This window comes from Bacillus sanguinis (assembly GCF_018332475.1).
In the GTDB taxonomy this organism is placed as follows: domain Bacteria; phylum Bacillota; class Bacilli; order Bacillales; family Bacillaceae_G; genus Bacillus_A; species Bacillus_A sanguinis.
The window spans coordinates 1-592 of record NZ_BOQB01000654.1 but is presented as its reverse complement, the minus strand read 5'-3'; the positions used below and the strand labels follow the sequence as shown (position 1 = coordinate 592).

1 protein-coding gene is annotated in these 592 nt (G+C 50.3%); it reads right to left on the bottom strand.

Going from position 1 to position 592, the window contains the following annotated elements; all coding sequences use genetic code 11:
* Window positions 1–108: 108 nt before the first annotated feature.
* Window positions 109–592, bottom strand: a 484-nt coding sequence (locus tag KI369_RS30025; RefSeq protein WP_212959062.1) for a glucosamine-6-phosphate deaminase, incomplete at its 5' end; no start/stop codon positions are given.

Here is a 592-nt window from a genome sequence, read left to right as displayed (position 1 = left end):
GCTGTCTCCACTGCGGCAAGCTGAGACTGTGGGGTGATTTTTCGTAGTTATTTAAATAATGAGAACAGGCCGGAGCGTAATTCATACATCCGGCCTTATTTCTTCAGCTTAACCGAGCGCTAATTCTGCGGCAGCGGCTTTATCAGCGATTACCATCAGCGAAGGATGCAGCTGCAACACGGAAGCTGGAACATCTTCGGTAACCGGACCTTGCAGAACATTTTTCAGTGCCTGCGCTTTACCTGCGCCACTGACAATTATCAGCAAGTTTTTCGCCGCCATGATGCTTTTCGGCCCCATCGTCACGTAGCTGTCAGGCACTAACGAAAAGTCGCCGCCCAACTCACCATGCGCCACAATATCAACCATCTCTCCCTGGTTCGGGAACTCCACGGTTTGCTCATGGAAATGGGTCGTATTCGGCAAATTGCCACAAAAATGACCATCTGCACCTAATCCCCGCACCACCAAATCCAGGCCGCCTTCACGCGCCAGTTTCTGATCATGCTCGCGGTAGTTATCAATAGTGAGCTTCTGGATATTCTCTTCTTTGATCCCCGCAGGGGTGAAAAACAGATTACGCAGATTGGTA